Consider the following 16,571-nt stretch of genomic DNA (forward strand, 5'->3'; position numbering starts at 1 on the left):
AACGTCCCGCGTGAGCCCAGGTAAGGCATCAGCCCCAAGTGCTGGCACCCTGATCGAATCCATCACGATATGGACTTCCAACACAGAACCGATGTCCACTTGGAGCTTGCATTACCACCCAGCCATCCTTGCGGGATACGACTGTTGCGCCAAATCGCTCAAGACGCGCAACTTCCGAGTCTATCGAATCCGTCTCAATGTCAAGATGTGCCCTCGATTGATGGTCAACCCGCTGAATAATGACCTGTACATCGCCAGGCGGAGTTACGAGCTTGATAAACCCACTGCTCGCATCGTGATCTTCCGGCAGCGGGTAACCCAGTGCAGAACTCCAAAATTGTGCCGCCGACAACAAGTCGTCGGTTTGGCAGTCGATAGTGATGTTGCCGAGCCTGCTCTTGTGCATGATTACTGTTTACTCCATCTGATCTCGATCGCTTTGTTAGGCATCATCACCGCACACCCAACGCCGCCGTTAACCCGGAGTGCGCGCTTTCGCGCGCGATCTGGTTGAACGGCTTGTTGGGCTGGTCTTGTGCTGTTTGAACTCGCTCGCGCGCTTCGCTAGCGAACGAATCTTCTTGAGACTTCGGCGTAGCTCACCCCACATGATTTCCACGCCGTCTTCGATCTCGTCGTAAACCGGAAGTAGTTCCACGACACCTTCGAACACCCACTGCACCTCGACTGCGTCCGGGCCGCCTTTGTATGGGCGCGTGCTCTTGCCGATTCTGGTGATCTTGCGATGTGCTTCGCTCAAGCTTTTAGCCTTGACGAGTACGGTATTTTCCCACGTCAAGAATCGACGTGTCGGATCCTCGTTTCCTTTGTCCCCCAACTCGACAAACCGAAGCTGATACGTTCCGACATACCAATCGACCGGAGACACGTCTCTCATTACGATTTCATCTCTGATGCCCAACGCCGCGAATGAGCCGCCAAAGGCGCTTCGCCTTTGCGAGTCGGGCACGCGCGGCACGCGGACTCGATTCCCTTGTTATGCATGTGCCAGCTTCGTTCTCGGATGTACGGCATGACGAAAAGCGTAGATCAGTATCCCGATACCTCCAGTAAACGCCATTACCAACAACCAAGTAAGTTTGGAGTTGGGATTGGGAAACTCCCGCTTGTAGAGGTCACGAAGGAGAAGGACGATCGCCGCAATACTGAGAAGCAGCGTAAGTGCAAGTGCTGATCGCGGTGCACTGGATGGACGAGGCGGCTCCGAACTCAGGCCAAACACACCAAGCGCGATGACCACGCATTGAGCCACCAGCGCACTGAAGACTATTGCCTTCTCTAGTCGGTTCATTATTCTTTCACCGCATAACTCTTATATAGACCGCCGAAGTGCGGCACTCCCCACCGCGCCGCATTTCTGCACGCCGCAAAAGTGCGGTGTATCCCCGAATCAGCCCAGCTCTGCCTATCGCTTTCGTCCGATCTCTGGCACTTATCGCGCATTTCACGCAGAAATTCGACCGCAGCCGGCGCCGGCCGGCGATCAAGATAGTGCCGTATCGCTGGCAGCGTCAATCTAACAGGTCATCGGAACGAGCAAGGGGGCTCTTATGTCGACTGACTCGCCGGACCTCCGGTCGGAGGCTGTGTGCCGGCTATCTTCGTTTTCGATCTATGAAGCTTTGCACGCGCTCGGAGGTTTCGGCCGAAGCTTGCAGCACCGTCAGGGCCTCGACGGAGTAATCGAACTCGGCGCGGTCGATGCCGCGATTGATCAAGCCCTTGCCGACGGCGAGGGCGAGGGAAGGGTTCGACGCAACTCTGTGCGCTAGCTCCAGAGCCGTTGGCAGCAACTGTTCATGGGGCACGACCCGCTGAACCAGACCGGCTTGCAGCGCCTGCTGCGCATCGAGCCGTTCGCCGGACATCACCATCAACTTCGTCATCTGCCGCCCAATGACATGCGGACCCCGTAGCACTCCGTAGCCCGGCACCAGTCCGAGCGCGGCTTCAGGCATGCCGAACACGGCGTGGTCCGATGCAAGCACAACGTCACACGCGAGCGTCAACTCACAGCCGCCGCCGAGAGCCAAACCGTTGACGGCCGCGATCACCGGCAGCGGACACGTTTCGAGCGCGGCGAAGCCGTTCATCGCATCGATCTGATAGGCGCGCTTGCTCTCGAGCGTGGTCAGCGTCGCGAAGCCCGCGATGTCACCGCCGGCGCAGAATGCTTTGTCACCAGCACCGGTGAGCACGATGGCACGCGTGCGTTGGTCGACGCACAGCTCATCGAGTACGCGGCGCAAGTCGCCCCAGAAGGCGGCCGTCAGCGCATTGTGTTTTTCGACGCGATCGATCTGCAGCAGCGTGACCGCATCGTGCGCAACGATCTTGATCTGACCGACGCTGCGTTCGGCGGAGTTTTCTGTGGTCATGAATGTTCCAGGAACGACAGCACCGCGGCGCTGAAGGCATCGTTGCGATCACCCGCAACCATGTGTCCAGCGCCCGCAACGTCGACGTATTTCGCGCTGGGAATCAGTCCAAGGAAGTGGCGAACGTTCTCCGGCGTCACCAGCTCGCTGCGTTGACCTCGAACCAGCAAGGTTGGAACCCGCACGTTCCGGGCCGCCGTCTCGTAGCGTTGCAACTGCAGCTGTGGGCTGGCGTGGAGTTTGTCAAACAGTCTCGGATCCCAATGCCAGTAGTAGCGTCCGTCCTCGCGCAAGCGAAGATTCCGCTGCAGTCCCGCAGTGCTGGCGGGGCGCGGTCGATGTGGCAGATAGGCGGCGACGGCATCGGCTGCTTCATCCACGCTGGCAAATCCATGCGGATAACCTTGCATGAAAGCGAAGATGCGCTGTTCGCCCGCCGGATCGACCATCGGGGTGACATCGACGAGCACCAGTTGACGCGCGATTGGCTCGGGCGTTTCGCCAATGGTTAGCAATGCGAGGAAGCCGCCGAGCGAGGCGCCGACGATTGCGGGCTTGCCTGGAATCTGGCGCAGCACCGAGCGGAGATCCTCGACTTGCAAGTCGAGGGAATAGTCGCCTTGCGCATCCCAATCGCTGTCGCCGTGACCGCGCAGGTCCAGCGACACAACGTAGAATCCGGCCGCGACGAGTGCGCGGGCGGTGGAACCCCACGCATGTCGGGTCTGACCGCCGCCATGAAGTAACACGACGGCGCGCGCGCCCGGATCGCCGCCGACATCGGCGGTCATCTGCAAACCATGTCCCTGAAACTGCTGTGTGATCACGTGCGCAAGGGCCGGAAGAATTCGCGGAGGTCGGCGACCAGGGCTTCGGGCTCTTCCCAGGCGGGAAAGTGACCGCCGGTGTCCATAACCGTCCAACGATGAATGTTGTAGGTGCGCTCAGCAAGCGAGCGGGGCGCATGAATCGAACCCGCAGGAAATCGAGCATGCCCGGTCGGCACGTCGACCCGCGCACCCTTGGGCAGCGCCGTATGGCCCTGACGCAAGGAGTGGTACAAGCCGAAGGAGCCGTTGATGCAGTCGGTCAACCAGTACCAGGTGATGTTGTCGAGCAGACTGTCGCGGTCGAAGCGTCGCTCGACGTTGCCGTCACAGTCGCTCCACTCACGAAATTTTTCCGTGAGCCACGCCGCCAATCCTACGGGCGAATCACTCAAGCCATACGCGAGCGTCTGCGGCCGCGTTCCTTGAATGATCGCGTAGCCTGCATCGTCACGATTCCAGCGTGCGATCTCGTTGGCGTATTCGCGCTCCTGATCGCTAAAAGGCTCAGAAGGGCGGGGCAGGATGAGCATCGTCAGATGAATCCCCGTCAGCAACTCGGCGTGAGCGTGTGCAAGTCGAGTCGCGACATGTGCGCCCCAGTCACCGCCGTGCGTACCAAAGCAAGAATAGCCGAGCACTCGGTGCATCAACGTCGCCATGATGTCTGCGATGGCGGCGAGATCGCAGCGAGGCTGACCGGGACGGAATGACAATCCATAGCCCGGCAGGGACGGAATGACGACGCTGAAAGCGTCGCGAGCATCGCCGCCAAAGCGAGCCGGATCGGTCAGCATGGGCGCGATGCGTGTGAATTCCAGAATGGAGCCGGGCCAGCCATGTAGCAGCAGCAACGGCATGGGCGCCGGGCCGACTCCCTGCTCATGGATGTAGTGCACATCGATGCCGGCGAGCGGCACGCTGAAATGATGCAGCTGGTTCAATGCTCGTTCGCGATTGCGCCAGTCGTAGCCGTCGCGCCAGTAGTCGACCAGCGATTTCAGGTAACCGAGGTCGGTGCCTTGCCGCCAGCCGTCCGCAGCCTCGGGCTGGTCGGGCCAGCGCGTGCCCGCCAGCCGCGCGAGCAGATCGCTCAGCGCCTGGTCGGCAAAGTGAATGGTTACCGGCTGTGGCATGCAGCAACCATGCCCCAGCCCCGGGTCGCTGTTGCCTATCGAAAGATAGAAGACCGCGACGCTGTCGGACGGCAGTGTCGGCACATCGGGACAGCAGGATCGTTGCATTGAGCTCCGTGACCCCATCCGACAGCATTGCTGACAGCGCCGTCAGCTCGCGTACTCCGGCGCACGCCCAAAGCGGCAACTACGCGTGGTATGTGCTGTTCCTGCTCACGTTCGCGTACACCGTCGCATTCATCGACCGGCAGGTGCTCAACCTGTTGGTGGAGGACATCAAGCGCGACCTGCTGTTGACCGACACGCAGCTGAGCCTGTTGCAGGGTATCGCCTTCATGGGCTCGTACATCGTGTTCTCGCCGCTGTTCGGCCGCTGGGCCGATGTCGCCAATCGCCGCAACATCCTGGTTGCAGGGATCGCAACGTGGAGCGTGTTCTCGGCGGCTTGCGGTCTGGCGGAGAACTACTGGCAATTGTTCCTGGCGCGTGTGGCGGTCGGTGCAGCTGAAGCCTCGCTCGCGCCAGCCGCGTGGTCGTTGATCGCGGACTACTTCAATCGCGAGCGGCTGCCGCGAGCCATGAGTATCTATTTGATGGGACCGTACATCGGTGGCGGCCTGGCCATGATTGCCGGCGGCATGGTCATCGGTTCCATGAGTGGATTGGTCGAAACGCTGCCGATGCTCGCGGGCATGGAGCCGTGGCAGCTGACCTTCGTGATTATCGGGATGCCGGGCGTGATCCTGGCGCTGGTGTTGCTGACGATACGTGAGCCGGAGCGAGGCACGCAGAATGCGGCGGGCTCGCAGGATCGCAAGTTCTCGATTCGGGAAGTGATGACGTTCCTGTGGCAGGGGCGTGCGTTCTACGTTCGCTTCTATCTGGGCATGGCGTTGATCGTGATCGTCCTGTACGCGTTGCCGGCGTGGATACCGGCATTCCTGATGCGTGCGCACGGAGCGAATCCGACCACGGTGGGGCTGCAATACGGCGTGCTCGTGTTGATCATGGGGTCTGCCGGCGTGCTCAGCGGTCCGTTCGTGGATCGCTGGCTGGCGCGACGAGGTCACACCGACAGCTCGATTCGTACTGCCGCCATCGCCAGCATCGCGCTGACGGTGTTCACCGCGGTGTTGCCTCTGATGCCGGGCTTTTACGGTGCGCTCGTGGCGGCGGCTGGCGGCACGTTCTTTTATAGCCTGCCGCAAGCGATGTCGGCGGCGGCGCTGCAACTCGCCACGCCCAATCGCATGCGAGGCATCGTCGCTTCGTTGTATTTGTTCGTGCTGTCCGTCATCGGGCTCGGTGCGGCGCCAACGGTCGTCGCGCTCGTCACCGATCGCGTGTTCGGCGATGCCTCCAAAGTCGGTGTGTCGCTCGCTGTCGTCTGCGCGACCAGCGCTGCGGGCGCAGCGCTACTGCTGTTCTCGTCGCTGCCGCACTATCGACGCGCGCTGGAGCACAGCCGGGAGGTCGCGTGAGTATCGAATCTATCCTGGCCTATCTTTGGGTAGGTTTGCTCACGCACGTCAGCGCCTAGTTTGATTGCCGAACGATTCCAGATAACCACAGACCGAGGTGAGGGGGATGAGACATTACAAGAAGCGAATCAGCGCCGCCGCCCTGCAGTTTGCGACGCTTGGTTTTGCTGCTTCCGTCGTGCCGGTGTCGCAGACGCATGCTCAGAATAACGGCGAATCCGTCAATACGACCTCGGCACTGCTGGAAACCGTGATGGTGAGCGCGCGCAAGCGTGCAACCAACGAAGCGGCCGAAGACACGCCGATCGCCATTTCCGCGTTCGGCGCGCAACAGCTGGATGCGGTGTTCGCGGACACGCTCGATGACATCGGCAAGCTCGCGCCGAGTGTGGGCCTGAAACCTACCAGCCAGGTGGGCGGACAGAACTTCACGATTCGCGGCATGGGCGTCTCGGGCACGACGCCGTCGGACGAGCCCGCGGTCGGCATCGTGCAGGACGGCGTTTACTGGGGCTCGAACTATGGCGCGATGCTCGACACGTTCGACGTGGAATCCATCGAAATTCTGCGCGGCCCGCAGGGAACATTGTTCGGCCGCAACGTCACGGGCGGCGCGGTACTGGTGCGCTCAGCGCGGCCCACGGGAGACTTCGGATTCGCGGCGCAGACCGTCGTTGGCAACTACGGCCGCTTCGACCTGTCGGGCAAGATCGAAGCTCCGCTGATCCAGGACAAGCTCGCGGTCAAGCTGTCGGTGCTGGATCGCAATCTGGACGGCTACTATCACAATCTCGCCACCGGCAAGGACTTCGGCGAGAACGACTCGAGGCTGGTGCGCGGCACGCTGCTCGCGACGCCCACCGACAACTTCGAAGCTTCGCTGATCCTGGAACACTACAAGCAGGATGGCGATTCCACCGCGGCGGTCGGCTGGGAGACGCCGGGCAACGGTCCGTACAACGATGGCTTCCGTCAGCCGCGCGACTGGTGGAGCGTGCAGCTGGACAATCCCGGCTACTCCAAGATCGAAGTCAACATGGGCGTGCTGGAGCTGAACTGGGAAGTGCTGGCCGGCAAGTTCACGTCGATCACCGGCTATCGCGACGTTGCCGTGGACAACACCACCGATTTCGACGGCTCGCAGTTCAGCTACTTCAATCAGTCCATCCTGTTCGATCAGCACCAGTTCAGTCAGGAGCTGCTGTATTCCTCCGACTATGACGGTCGCGTGAATTTCACGGCCGGCCTGTACTACTTCACGCAGGAATATACGCATACCGAAGGCCGCGATCTGAATCGCCACGCGACGCTGACTTTGACGCGCGCGAATCTGGATCAAAAATCCTATGCGGCGTTCGGCGAAGCCGATATCAAGCTCGCGGATCGCTGGACCTTGACGCTCGGCGGCCGCTACACCGAAGAGACCAAGCAAGCCAAGAGCGTACCGTTCACGCCGACCGCGACCGTGTGCGCTGACGGTTCGATCTACGGCTTCGACGATTGTGTGTTCCCGTATGGGCCGAGCGACGAACATACCTGGACCGACTTCTCGCCGAAGGTCGTGCTCGGCTTCAAGCCAATCGACGGACATATGATGTATGCGAGCGCGACTCGGGGCTTCCGTAGCGGCGGCTACAGTCTGCGCGGCAATCCCATCTTCGAGCCGTTCGACGCCGAAGAGGTGACTGCGTTCGAGGTGGGCTACAAAGGCGGGCTGATGGGCGGCCTGGTGCGCTTGAACGCTTCCGCCTATGTCAACAAGTACAAAGATCTGCAGCGCACGGTGTTGGGTGTCGATCCGGTGTTCGGCGTGGTGCAGTCGACGTTCAACGTCGCCGACGCCACCATTCAAGGCATCGAGCTCGATGTGGTGGCGCAAGTCACCGATCATCTCGTGCTGACCGCGGGTTATGGCTATACCGACGCCAGTTACGACACTGCCGTCGCGGGTTTCGACACCAATCTGGCCTTCGTGCGCGTGCCAGAGAACACCGCGGCTGCGAGCGCCACCTACAGCTTCAATCTGGAGCAGCTCGGCACGCTGTCGTTGCGCGGTGGCGTGACCTACACCGACAAGGAATATTTCAACGACGCCAACACCGTCTCCGGCCCGGCGTACACGCTGGTGGATGCCAGTGTCGATTACGAGACACTGAATCGGAAGTGGAAGGTGTCGGTGTTCGGTAAGAATCTCACCAAGGAAGAATATTCCATCTGGGGGTCCACGCTGGGCGCGCTCGGCGCCAATCGATTCATCGGCGCGCCACTCACCTGGGGCGTGCGCATCGGCTACGACTTCTGACGGACACTATGACTGACGCGTACATTTTCGATCACGCCCGGACGCCTCGCGGCAAAGGGCGGCCCGATGGCTCGCTGCACGAAATCACTTCCGTGCAGCTGGCCGCACAGGTGCTACGAGGCTTGGCCGAGCGCAACCAGCTCGACACCGCCTTGATAGATGATGTCGTGCTCGGTTGCGCGCAGCCGGTCGGCGAGCAGGGTGGCAACATCGGCAGGGCGGCGGTGCTGGCAGCAGAGTATGCGCAGAGCGTCGCCGGCCAACAGGTGCATCGATTCTGTGCCTCCGCGTTGGAAGCGGTGAACGCAGCAGCCGCGCAAGTGATGACGGGCGCAGCCGACGCCGCCATCGGCGGTGGCGTCGAATCGATGTCGCGCACCGTGATGGGTGCCGACAGCGGCGCCTGGTCCGCTGATCCCTGGTTTGCTTATCACAACTACTTCGCGCCTCAAGGTATCGGCGCCGACGTGATCGCCACGCTCGATGGATTTACGCGCGAGGACGTGGATGACTACGCCGTGGAGAGTCAGCGCCGCGCGGCGACGGCTTGGCAGCAAGGACGGTTTCACAAGGCCATCGTTCCGGTCCGCGACCTCATTGGCGAAGTCTTGCTCGATCACGACGAGCACATGCGGCCCGATACGACTCGCGAGGCGCTCGCCAAGCTCAAGCCGTCTTTCGTAGGGCTGGGGCAGATGGGCTTCGATGCCGTGGCCATGCAGAAGTACCCGCAGATCGAAGCTGTGCGGCACGTTCATCACGGCGGTAACTCCAGCGGCATCGTCGATGGTGCCGGGGCGGTGCTGGTTGGAAACAAAGGGTTCGGCGAGCGCACCGGTTTGAAACCGCGCGCGCGTATCAAAGCATTCACGTCCATCGGCAGCGAGCCGACCATCATGCTCACTGCACCCGCGGCGGTTACGCACAAGCTGCTCAAGCGTTGCGGCATGTCGCTGAAGGACATCGATCTGTTCGAGATCAATGAGGCATTTGCCGCGGTGGTGCTGCGTTATATGCGGGCGCTGGATCTCGATCCGCAGCAAGTGAATGTCAACGGTGGCGCGATCGCGATGGGTCATCCGCTCGGGGCCACGGGCGCGATCATCCTCGGCATCGTGCTGGATGAACTGGAGCGGCGGGATCTGAATACCGCTTTGATAACGCTGTGCGCGGGTAATGGGCTGGGCACCGCCACCATTATCGAAAGGGTTTGACCGGATGAAGACGTTACGGCTGGATGTGGATGCCGATGGCATCGCGCTGATTACTTTGGATGCTGCCGACAAGCCGATGAACGTGGTGTCGCCACAGTTCATCGACGACATGATTGCCGCGATCGAGCGCGTTGCCGGCGACGCGGCCATCAAAGGCGCGATCATCACCTCCGGCAAGCCGGCATTCATGGCCGGCGCGGATCTCAAATACATTCTGGGGATCGCGGGCGGCGGGTTGACGCTGAAGCAGGCGTACGCGTTCAGTCAGAAGCCCTCGGTGCAAATGCATCGGCGCATGGAGACCTGCGGCAAGCCGTTTGTCGCTGCGATCAATGGGCTCGCATTGGGCGGTGGCTATGAGCTGGCGCTGGCGTGTCATCACCGAGTGATCGTCGACGATCCCAAAGCAGTCGTGGGATTGCCCGAAGTCACCGTGGGTCTGTTGCCTGGCTCGGGTGGCACGCAACGACTCGCTCGCATGGTGGGCGTCGAGAAGGCGGCGGCGCTGTTGCTCGACGGTCGTCAGGTGCCACCGGGCGAAGCATTGCAGCTCGGCATGGTGGATCAGGTCGTGCCAGCTGCCCAGTTGCTGAGCGCCGCTCGCGAGTGGTTGTTGAAATCGCCAAACGCCGTGCGTGCCTGGGATGTCAAAGGGTATCGCGGCAGCAGTGGTCTGCTGAATCCCACGATCGTCAAAGTGATGAGTGAGCGGCCGGCGCAATTGGCCGCCAGCACTCGTCGCAACTATCCGGCGCCGATTGCCATTCTGGATTGTTTGTTTCAGGGCACGCTGTTGCCGTTCGACAAGGCGCTGCAAGTGGAGTCCAAGCACTTCGCCCGCTTGCTCTGCGATCCCGTAGCAAGAAATCTGATTCGCACCAGCTTCGTAAATCGGGGTGAAGCGACCAAGCTGGCGCGTCGTCCGCAGGACATCGCGAAGTCGAAGGTCACGCGAGTCGGCGTGCTTGGGGCCGGTATGATGGGCTCCGGAATCGCTTACGTCTCGGCGCTGGCCGGCATCGATGTGGTGTTGCTGGATAGCACGCAGGAGCAAGCGGAGAAGGGCAAGCAATACTCGGTGAAGTTGCTCGCCAAAGCGGTGGAGCGGGGCAAGCAAACGAAGGAAGCTGCCGATACCATCCTCGCGCGCATCAACCCCACCACGGAGTACGCTGCGCTCGCAGGTTGCGAGCTAGTGGTCGAAGCCGTCTTCGAGGACGTTGCTATCAAGGCGGAGGTGACCAAGCACGCTGAAGCTATGTTGCCTCCCTCGGCGATTTTTGCGAGCAACACATCGACCCTACCCATTACCAAACTGGCCGAAGCGTCGTCGCGCCCGGCGCAGTTCATCGGCTTGCATTTCTTCTCCCCGGTCGACCGGATGCCGCTGGTCGAAGTCATCATGGGCAAGAGCACCAGCCAGGAAACTCTGGCAAAGTCGCTGGATTTCATTGCGCAGCTGCGCATGACACCCATCGTGGTCAACGACTCTCGCGGCTTCTACACCAGCCGGGTGTTCCAGACCTTCATCCATGAAGGCATGCGAATGCTGGAAGAGGGGATCGAGCCGGCACGCATTGAGAACGCAGCCATTGCAGCTGGCTTTCCCGTCGGTCCACTGGCACTGCTCGACGAGGTGACGATCGAGTTGCCGTGGAAGATCGTGCAGGAGGCGGAAGCGGCGCTCGGTGCCAACTACGTGCGGCCGTGCGCTTACGACGTCATGCGTCGCATGCTGTACGAGATCAAGCGGCCCGGTCGTCGCTCGGGTGGCGGCTTTTATGAGTATCCGGCCGCTGCGCCCAAGCATTTGTGGCCGGGCTTGTCGGCCGCATTCCCGCCGGCGCGCCGGCAACCGGAAATCGACGAGGTTCGCGATCGCCTGCTCTACGTCCAGGCCATCGAGACGGCGCGCTGTTTGGAAGAGGGCGTCCTGACCCATCCGGCCGACGCGGATATTGGCGCGTTGCTGGGCTGGGGATTCCCGGCGTGGACTGGCGGGCCGCTATCGTTCATCGAAACGGTGGGACTCGAGAAGTTTGTCGAGAACGCGGAGCGCATGGCTGCGAAGTACGGCAAGCGATTCGCGCCATCCGACTGGCTCCGCGCTCGGGCCGAACAGGGCGAGAATTTCTACCAAGCGGCCGTGCCGCGCACGGCTGCGGCCTGAGCAATGCGTCGACTGATCTTCGATGCGGATCACGACGCGTTTCGCGCCACCGTCCGCCGCTTCTTTCGCAACGAGATCGGGCCGCACGCTGCGCGCTGGCGCGAGCAAGGGCATGTCGATCGCTGGGCGTACACCAAGGCCGGCGAGCAAGGCTATCTGCTGATGTGGGCCGACGAGCGCTATGGCGGTGCCGGTGTCGATGACTTCCGCTACGAGCAGATCGTGTATGAGGAAAACATCCGGCACGGCGAGCCGGGGTTCTATATCAATCTGCATTCGGGCCTGGTGGCGCCGTATCTCGGTGAGCTCGGCGACGAGGAGCAGAAGCAGCGCTGGCTGCCGAAGTGCGCGAGCGGTGAGCACATTCTCGCCGTTGCGATGACCGAGCCGGGTTCCGGCAGCGATCTTGCAGGAATGAAATCCACCGCGGTCGATCGGGGCGATCACTGGCTGCTGAATGGCTCGAAGACCTATATCTCGAATGGCCAGCTCGCCGATCTGATCGTGGTGGCGGCGCGTACCGTGCCCGAGCAGCGTTACGGCATCGGCTTGTTCGTGGTCGAAGCCGACATGCCGGGTTTCAGGCGCGGCAATCGGCTCCACAAGATGGGCTTGCACGCGCAGGACACGTCCGAGCTGTTCTTCGACAACGTTGTGGTTCCCAAGCGCAATGTGCTCGGCGACGCCACGCAAGGCTTCTCTTACCTGCAGCGCTTTCTGGTCGGCGAGCGGTTGATCGCCGCGATCGATTCGATGGCAGCGGCGCAGACGGCGTTCGATATCACGCTCGAATTCATTCAGAACCGCCGTGCCTTCGGCCGGCCCGTCGGCACGTTTCAGAACAGTCGCTTCGTGATGGCGGGGCTGCGCGCCGAGATCGATTCCGCACAGACCTTCGTCGATCAATGCGTGCTCGAATTCAATGCGGATCGGCTCACAGCGGACGAGGTTGCTGGCGCAAAGCTGGTTGCCTCCGATGTTGAGGGACGCGTCGTCGATGCTTGTGTGCAGCTGCACGGCGGGGCCGGCTATATGGACGAATATCGCATCAGTCGCCTGTACACCGAGGCGCGCGTGTCGCGAATCTTCGCCGGCAGCTCGGAGATCATGAAGGAAATCATTGGCCGCAATCTCGGGCTGGACGAGCGCAAGCTGAAGTGAGCCGTTAGCCCAACTCGCCGCGTTCGGTGTACCTTACCGTGAATCATTTACTGTAAGGGCTAGAGCAGCGATGCGGACCTTCGATCGTCGATCGTTTTTGCAGCAGGCAGGGTTCGCAACGGCGGCACTTGGAATGGGTGCCACACCGTGGCGTGTCTTGGCGGACGCACGCACTACACCGGAGGCGGCGGGGGTATCGTCACAGGCGATTCGCGCCTTCCTGGCGGCGGTCGCTGGCTCGACGCATGAGATGCACAGTCTCATGATCATGCGGCATGGCCAGCCGATCGTGCAGGGATGGTGGCGACCCTATCGCGCCGACACTCCGCAAAGTCTGTATTCCCTGAGCAAGAGCTTCACCTCGACCGCGGTGGGATTGGCGGTGACCGAAGGCAAGCTCAAGGTGACCGATCGAGTCGTCGATTTTTTCCCCGAACGCAAGCCGAGCAGCGTCAGTGACAACTTGAATGCGCTGCGCGTTCAACACCTGTTGACCATGGCGGTGGGGCATGCGAAAGACCCGACGGCGGCCATCACTCGCGAAGAGGATTGGGTAAGAGCGTTTCTCGCGTTCCCCATCGAAAATGCACCGGGCAGTGCATTCGTCTACAACAGCGGCGCAACGTACATGTTGTCGGCCATCTTGCAGAAAGTCACCGGCGAAAAGCTGATCGATTACTTGCGTCCGCGTCTGTTCGACCCGCTGCAGGTGAGCGGGATGCGATGGGCGACGTGTCCGCGCGGCATCGACACAGGCGGCTGGGGATTGAGTGCAACCACCGAGACGCTCGCAAAGTTCGGCCAACTGTATTTGCAGCAGGGGCAGTGGAACGGCAAACAGCTGGTGCCGCGAGCTTGGGTGCAGGAGGCGACGACTGCCAAGATCCAGCAGCCCGCGACCACACCTGGCACCGATCTCGCGCAGCTGAAACAGAGCAGCGATTGGCACCAAGGCTACGCCTATCAGTTCTGGCGCTGCCGGCACGATGCATTCCGCGGCGACGGTGCTTTCGGTCAGTACTGCATCGTGTTGCCGAAGCAGGATGCAGTGATCGCAATCACCAGCGCCACCCCGAATATGCAGGCGCTCTTGAATCTGGTCTGGGAGCATCTGTTACCTGGGCTGCAAGACAAGCCGCTCTCGGCGGATGCCTCCGCGAGCTCGCAATTGCAGGAGCAGCTTGCCGCGTTGACGTTGCCGTTGCCTTCGGGCTCTCCAACATCGCCGACGAGCGCGCGAATCAACGGCCGTACCTTCGAGCTGGAGTCGAACAGTCTCGGTGCGAAGAGCGTCGCGGTACGGTTCGCGGGCGACTCATGCAAGTTCGAGTTGACGACGGCTGCGGGCCGCTTCGACATCAATTGTGGGATTGGCCGCTGGGTGGACGGTGCGACGTCGATGCCGGGCACGCCGCCGGAAATCAGCGAGATGATCGGGCCGCCGGTGGGAGCGCAATCTGCGGCGAAGGTAGGCGCCGCCGGCGCGTGGACAGACCCGAACACTTTCCAGATGCAATGGCGCTTCTACGGCACGCCCCATCACGATGTCGTAACTTGCCGCTTCGATAACGATCGCGTCCAAGTCGAATTCAAGAACAGCATCACAGCGCTCGGCGGCACGCATCCCGAGACGCGGCCGGTGCTCAAGGGGCACGCCTTCGTCGCAAACGGGTGACAGCCGTCGTGAACGGCATGCATGAATGACAGCTTCCGCGCGACGTACATGCGCCATTCACGATTCCGTCGAATAAAAGCGGTCGGATCCGCGCGCCCTCGAAACTGCCCTTGATGCACGGACGTAGTACTCATAGGCAGTGGTGAGGGATACATTGTGAATTCGAAGGTAGTGCTGTCGGTGCTGGTAGGTTGTGGTTTGTTCGTATCCGCCGGTGCCGCGGAAGATCCCGCGAAGAGCCGCTTGTTGAAGCAATGCGAGTCGGCCACGGGCGAGGTGAAGGCCGAGTGCCAGGAAGTAGCGAAAGACATATTGAGAAAGGATGCGCCGACGCAGGAGCGCACTGACAAGTCTCAGGATGTCACGCATTCCAGCCCAGTCATGACCAGCCCGCAGGAAGCGAAGCGCGAGGCGAAGCAGAAGAAGCCCAAGCCCGCCCCGAAGCCGAAGTCAGTCCCGAAACGCAGCGAGTAGCTCGGTGAGGTGTGGCGCATAGTGGCGCCACTTCCCGACCGACTTTGAATAGATGGGCTGGCGAACCTGCCAACGGCTGGGGGTCTGCACAGCGCGTTCGTTGCGGTGGAAGTCGAGGCAGCGGTCATCCCAGGGCAGGTCGACGAATTCGAGCAGTCGGCGTGCCTGCGCTTCGACATTGCTCACCGTACCTTCGTACTGTACTTCGAGAATGGGCAGCGGCAATGCGCGCTGCCAGTGCGCCATCAATCGTTGGTATTCGGCATGGAAGAACGCGAGGTCGTGGAAGTCCGTCGCGTAACCCTGATCGGGATTGAAGTTCTCCAACCAGATCGAGAATGCATTGTCTCGCGCGTCGCGCTTGCAGTGGATGACGCGCGCGTTTGGAAACAAAAGCGCGGCAAAGGCGAGTTGGAAGAAGTTCAGCGGCGACTTGTCGCTGATGCGGGCGCAGCCCTTGGGCGCGCCGTTACGCAGTGCCTTCGAATATTGAGTGGCAAAGTCGAGGCTTTTCGATTCCGTCAGTTGCAGAGCTGCCTGCCACGGCGGCAACTCGGTGCCTTCCACGGTTCGCGCCGCTAGTCGCGCCAGATCCGGCAGTTCGCCGGCCCCGTGGATCTGGGGATGAGATGACAGGATCTGCTCGCACAAAGTCGTGCCCGATCGCGGCAATCCGACGATGAATATCGGTTGATCCGTGCCCGCGCCGAAACGCCGTCGCGTCGCGAAGAACTCAGCGTCGTAAGTCGCGATCAAACCATCGATCCGCGCTTGCAACCGCTCGCGATTCAACGGACCTGCCGCCCGGCGGCGCGCTTCGTTCGCTGTAATGCCCGCAGCAGCCGCTGCTGCGAACTCATTGCGACGATCGTGATATTTAGCGAGGCCATAACCGATCAGCGCCTTGGCTTCATCGGCAACGGATGCTTTGCTCAAGGTCGAGCGTGCGTATTCGAGCGCCTCGTCGGCGGCTGCTTCACGAATGAGCGCGAGATATTGACCGAGCGCTTGGGGATGATCGGGGCGCCGCTGCAAGACTTGTCGATAGCAGGCGAGGGCATTGTCCGCATCGCCGAGGTCTTCCAACGTGCGACCGAGGCCGAACCAGCCTTGCACCTGATCGGGATCGAGTCCGACGGCTTGCCGAAACAACGTCTCGGCCTTGTGCACATCGCCTCGTTGGGAGAGCTGTTCGGCCAGGTGGCTGCGGGCCGCGGCCAGCTGCGGATCGTGCTGAGCTGCACGCTCGAAACATTCGACGGCGTCTTCGAGCTGGCCGGCTTCGATCAGCAGATTGCCCAGATTCACATAGCTCTCAGCGCGCGTCGGCTCCAGTTGCAGCGCTGTTTTCAAAGCCGAGAACGCCGCTCGATGATCGCCCAGCTTCTTCAACGCCGTGCCGAGATTGTGCCAGCTGTCGGCGTGACCCTGGTCGGCCTTGATGGCCTCGGCAAACTGATTCACGGCCATCGGCAGCTCGCCGAACATCGCATAAACGCGCCCGAGATCGGACCAACTGCGCGGATCTGCCGGAGCGAGCTCGCATGCGCGTTTAGCGGAAGTCAGTGCCGGGATTCGTGCCCCGCGCATCGCCTGCAACTGCCCCAGATGACGATGAGCATCTGGGTCCGATGGAGCGGTAGCGAGATGTTGTTCGCAAACTCGAATCGCCGCAGTCAGCCCATCGCGATTCAGGGCTGACTGCAGCGAAGCGAGCATGTCGGTCGACACG

The 16,571-nt window shown here is 61.6% G+C and carries 14 protein-coding genes; 7 read left to right on the forward strand and 7 right to left on the reverse strand.

Annotation, left to right across the window (positions count from 1 at the left end):
- Positions 1-28: 28 nt before the first annotated feature.
- From D0550_RS27600 to D0550_RS27625, 6 genes are all read right to left on the reverse strand, one after another.
- Positions 29-406 carry a VOC family protein gene (locus tag D0550_RS27600; protein WP_116812421.1) on the reverse strand — a complete coding sequence of 126 codons (378 nt, stop codon included), beginning with the start codon at positions 404-406 and terminating at the stop codon, positions 29-31.
- 69 nt (positions 407-475) lie between these two features.
- Positions 476-898, reverse strand: a complete 423-nt coding sequence (locus D0550_RS27605) for a DUF4288 domain-containing protein (RefSeq protein ID WP_116812451.1) — start codon at positions 896-898, stop codon at positions 476-478.
- A 99-nt stretch (positions 899-997) separates the two neighbouring features.
- Positions 998-1,312 carry a PLDc N-terminal domain-containing protein gene (locus tag D0550_RS37235; RefSeq protein WP_116812422.1) on the reverse strand — a complete coding sequence of 105 codons (315 nt, stop codon included), beginning with the start codon at positions 1,310-1,312 and terminating at the stop codon, positions 998-1,000.
- Between the two features lie 304 nt (positions 1,313-1,616).
- The gene (locus D0550_RS27615) at positions 1,617-2,399 is read right to left on the reverse strand and encodes an enoyl-CoA hydratase/isomerase family protein (protein ID WP_116812423.1); all 783 of its coding nucleotides are present in this window, start codon (positions 2,397-2,399) and stop codon (positions 1,617-1,619) included.
- A complete protein-coding gene (locus tag D0550_RS27620) occupies positions 2,396-3,190 on the reverse strand; it encodes an alpha/beta fold hydrolase (protein WP_116812452.1) in 795 nt (264 codons plus the stop codon). Before D0550_RS27620 ends, D0550_RS27615 begins: the two co-directional genes overlap by 4 nt.
- 32 nt (positions 3,191-3,222) lie before the next feature.
- Positions 3,223-4,362 carry an epoxide hydrolase family protein gene (locus D0550_RS27625; protein ID WP_116812424.1) on the reverse strand — a complete coding sequence of 380 codons (1,140 nt, stop codon included), beginning with the start codon at positions 4,360-4,362 and terminating at the stop codon, positions 3,223-3,225.
- Positions 4,363-4,478: 116 nt separating this feature from the next.
- Between D0550_RS27625 and D0550_RS27630 the strand changes: the two genes are divergently transcribed.
- The 7 genes from D0550_RS27630 to D0550_RS27660 all read left to right on the forward strand — a co-directional run bounded on the left by D0550_RS27630 (position 4,479) and on the right by D0550_RS27660 (position 14,839).
- On the forward strand, positions 4,479-5,843 hold the full coding sequence (locus tag D0550_RS27630) for a spinster family MFS transporter (protein ID WP_241520946.1): 1,365 nt from the start codon (positions 4,479-4,481) through the stop codon (positions 5,841-5,843).
- 106 nt (positions 5,844-5,949) lie between these two features.
- Complete coding sequence (locus D0550_RS27635; protein WP_116812426.1) at positions 5,950-8,145, forward strand: TonB-dependent receptor; 2,196 nt, start codon at positions 5,950-5,952, stop codon at positions 8,143-8,145.
- A gap of 8 nt (positions 8,146-8,153) precedes the next feature.
- On the forward strand, positions 8,154-9,359 hold the full coding sequence (locus D0550_RS27640) for an acetyl-CoA C-acetyltransferase (protein WP_116812427.1): 1,206 nt from the start codon (positions 8,154-8,156) through the stop codon (positions 9,357-9,359).
- Between the two features lie 4 nt (positions 9,360-9,363).
- Positions 9,364-11,529, forward strand: a complete 2,166-nt coding sequence (locus tag D0550_RS27645) for a 3-hydroxyacyl-CoA dehydrogenase NAD-binding domain-containing protein (protein WP_116812428.1) — start codon at positions 9,364-9,366, stop codon at positions 11,527-11,529.
- A gap of 3 nt (positions 11,530-11,532) precedes the next feature.
- Complete coding sequence (locus D0550_RS27650) at positions 11,533-12,690, forward strand: acyl-CoA dehydrogenase family protein (protein ID WP_116812429.1); 1,158 nt, start codon at positions 11,533-11,535, stop codon at positions 12,688-12,690.
- A gap of 133 nt (positions 12,691-12,823) precedes the next feature.
- Complete coding sequence (locus D0550_RS27655) at positions 12,824-14,365, forward strand: serine hydrolase domain-containing protein (protein ID WP_206606579.1); 1,542 nt, start codon at positions 12,824-12,826, stop codon at positions 14,363-14,365.
- A 156-nt stretch (positions 14,366-14,521) separates the two neighbouring features.
- A complete protein-coding gene (locus D0550_RS27660; RefSeq protein WP_153067383.1) occupies positions 14,522-14,839 on the forward strand; it encodes a hypothetical protein in 318 nt (105 codons plus the stop codon).
- Here D0550_RS27660 and D0550_RS27665 read toward each other — a convergent pair.
- A complete protein-coding gene (locus D0550_RS27665; protein ID WP_161966091.1) occupies positions 14,816-16,429 on the reverse strand; it encodes a tetratricopeptide repeat-containing sulfotransferase family protein in 1,614 nt (537 codons plus the stop codon). The two genes, D0550_RS27660 and D0550_RS27665, sit on opposite strands and share 24 nt — an antisense overlap.
- Between the last annotated feature and the right edge of the window lie 142 nt (positions 16,430-16,571).

The organism is Steroidobacter cummioxidans (assembly GCF_003104955.1).

Excerpts from the sequence above, each read along its gene's own strand:
- D0550_RS27600 (WP_116812421.1), bottom strand. The coding sequence starts at position 406 with ATGCACAAGAGCAGGCTCGGCAACATCACTATCGACTGCCAAACCGAC.
- D0550_RS27605 (WP_116812451.1), bottom strand. The coding sequence starts at position 898 with ATGAGAGACGTGTCTCCGGTCGATTGGTATGTCGGAACGTATCAGCTT.
- D0550_RS37235 (WP_116812422.1), bottom strand. The coding sequence starts at position 1,312 with ATGAACCGACTAGAGAAGGCAATAGTCTTCAGTGCGCTGGTGGCTCAA.
- D0550_RS27615 (WP_116812423.1), bottom strand. The coding sequence starts at position 2,399 with ATGACCACAGAAAACTCCGCCGAACGCAGCGTCGGTCAGATCAAGATC.
- D0550_RS27620 (WP_116812452.1), bottom strand. The coding sequence starts at position 3,190 with ATGACCGCCGATGTCGGCGGCGATCCGGGCGCGCGCGCCGTCGTGTTA.
- D0550_RS27625 (WP_116812424.1), bottom strand. The coding sequence starts at position 4,362 with ATGCCACAGCCGGTAACCATTCACTTTGCCGACCAGGCGCTGAGCGAT.
- D0550_RS27635 (WP_116812426.1), top strand. The coding sequence starts at position 5,950 with ATGAGACATTACAAGAAGCGAATCAGCGCCGCCGCCCTGCAGTTTGCG.
- D0550_RS27640 (WP_116812427.1), top strand. The coding sequence starts at position 8,154 with ATGACTGACGCGTACATTTTCGATCACGCCCGGACGCCTCGCGGCAAA.
- D0550_RS27645 (WP_116812428.1), top strand. The coding sequence starts at position 9,364 with ATGAAGACGTTACGGCTGGATGTGGATGCCGATGGCATCGCGCTGATT.
- D0550_RS27650 (WP_116812429.1), top strand. The coding sequence starts at position 11,533 with ATGCGTCGACTGATCTTCGATGCGGATCACGACGCGTTTCGCGCCACC.
- D0550_RS27655 (WP_206606579.1), top strand. The coding sequence starts at position 12,824 with ATGGGTGCCACACCGTGGCGTGTCTTGGCGGACGCACGCACTACACCG.
- D0550_RS27665 (WP_161966091.1), bottom strand. The coding sequence starts at position 16,429 with ATGCGCGGGGCACGAATCCCGGCACTGACTTCCGCTAAACGCGCATGC.